The organism is Arthrobacter sp. CAL618 (assembly GCF_000468215.1).
In the GTDB taxonomy this organism is placed as follows: Bacteria; Actinomycetota; Actinomycetes; order Actinomycetales; family Micrococcaceae; genus Arthrobacter_D.
The window spans coordinates 1-2,035 of the sequence record NZ_ASZW01000080.1 but is presented as its reverse complement, the minus strand read 5'-3'; the positions used below and the strand labels follow the sequence as shown (position 1 = coordinate 2,035).

At 61.4% G+C, this 2,035-nt stretch carries 2 protein-coding genes and 1 pseudogene; all 3 read left to right on the top strand.

Annotated features, from left to right (window positions below; all coding sequences use genetic code 11):
- Positions 1-243 precede the first annotated feature (243 nt).
- Entirely contained in the window at positions 244-942 is a 699-nt protein-coding gene (locus K728_RS0105045; protein WP_019481330.1) for a DivIVA domain-containing protein, read from the top strand.
- Positions 943-1,123: 181 nt separating this feature from the next.
- Entirely contained in the window at positions 1,124-1,744 is a 621-nt protein-coding gene (lspA, locus tag K728_RS0105040; protein ID WP_019481329.1) for a signal peptidase II, read from the top strand.
- A pseudogene (locus K728_RS18455) lies at positions 1,741-2,035 on the top strand (RluA family pseudouridine synthase); the annotation flags it as partial. The gene lspA and the pseudogene K728_RS18455, both read left to right, overlap by 4 nt.

Below are 2,035 nucleotides of genomic sequence, written 5' to 3'. Positions count from 1 at the left end.
TGCGGCTGGGTGGAGTGTCACTGGATCTGGCATTCTTGGTGGTGTTCCTGGGAGTAACCATTCTCATGTTCGTCGCCGCCGGCTTGGCCACGTCGGTCTAGCCGGTTAGTTTTCGAGTCTCAAAAGATATACGCTGAATCACATAATTGGTGTGAATTCTCGAGTTTTATGTCCGCAATTCGGTACCGTAGTCAGGTCTGCTTCATAGGCAGGCATGTCTTATAACCACTATGAGGTGACCAGATGGCCCTGACGCCAGAAGATGTTGTCAACAAAAGGTTTCAGCCCACTAAGTTTCGTGAAGGCTACGACCAGGACGAGGTAGACGATTTCCTCGATGAGATCGTTGTCGAACTCCGTCGCCTGAACCAGGAGAATGACGAACTGCGGCGCAAGCTCGCGGACGCCTCCTCCTCAACGTCCCAGAACGCTGTGGTTCCCGCCCCCGTGTCGGCGAGCTCGCATACCGAAGAGGTCAAGGACGAGCCCAAGGCGAAGGACGAGCCCAAGGCGAAGGAACAGCCAAAGGTTGAAGAGCCCAAGGGTGAAGAGAAGAAGTCCGAAGAGCGTCCGGCTGCTGCTGCAGCACCCGCCGCGGCAGCACCAGCCGCTTCGGGCACCAGTTCAGCTGAATCGGCTGCCGGTGTGCTGGCGATGGCTCAGAAGCTTCACGACGAATACGTCAACGCCGGTGTCGAACAGCGCGACAAGATCATCGCCGAGGCGCAGATCGAAGCCAGCAGCATGGTCAACGAGGCCGAGGAGAAGACCCGTAAGACCCTGGGCGCCCTCGAGCAGCAGAAGTCTGTGCTCGAAGGCAAGGTTGAGCAGCTCCGCAGCTTCGAACGCGACTACCGTTCACGTCTGAAGGCCTACATTGAAGGCCAGCTGCGCGATCTGGATTCCCGCGGATCGGTAGCTTCCGAAGCCACCGGCTCCTAGGCGCTTCACCTGTATTACCGCTGCACCAGATGACCGGTGCAGTCCAGCTAAAGGCAACTCAAGAGGCCGGCCCCCGGGAATTCCCGGCGGTCGGCCTCTGCCGTAGGCTGGATGTCAACCTTTATGCGGCAGTCCACCCCACCCCGGCGCAGTCAGCGGCAGCGCCAAACCTGAAAGCGCTATGACAGACCAGACACCAGAGCACGGCAACCCAACCGGGTCCGATGAAACCTCCCCCGCCGCCCGTGAGACCCCTACGGCGGCCAGCCATCGCGGGCGTACGGGTGCGCGCTACGCGCTGCTCTTCGTCGCGTGCTTCGCCGTCATCTACGTAGCTGACCAGTTGACCAAAATCTGGGTCGTCTCCACCATGACCGAGGGACAGATCACCCCGGTCCTTCCGCCTCTGCTGAACTGGCACTTCATCCGCAATCCCGGTGCCGCTTTTTCGATTGGCACCGACTACACCTGGGTTTTCACCATCATCATGGCCGTCGTATCAATTGCGATCATCTCCCAGATCCGAAAGGTGGCGTCCTGGTGGTGGGCAACAGCCCTGGGGCTGGTCCTCGGAGGCGCGCTCGGCAACCTGACCGACCGTCTGCTGCGCGAACCATCGTTTGGGCAGGGCCATGTGGTCGACTTCATCGCCCTGCCCAACTTCGCCATCTTCAACATCGCCGATTCAGCCGTGGTCACGGGCGTCAGCCTGATCTGTCTGCTCACCTTGCGCGGGATCGGCATGGACGGCAAGCGCAGCAACGACGAACCTGTGGTTGACGGCTCGGCGGACGCCAAGTGAACGCCGTCGAACGGGACGAACGCGTTCCCACCGAGCTAGGAGGCGCCCGCGCGGACGCCGTGCTCGCCGCCGTCGCCGGGGTGTCCCGCTCCGCTGCCGCCGCCTGGTGTGTGGCAGGGTTCGTGACGAGCGACGGCAAACCCGTTGGTAAATCCGACCGGCCCGCTGCCGGTGCCGTCCTAAGAATCAGGGTTCCGGCAAGCGTCGACCCGCTGGCCGTGGTCGTCGAAACTGTTGACGGGATGGGGATTCTCTACGACGATGACGATCTGGTGGTCATCGACAAGCCGG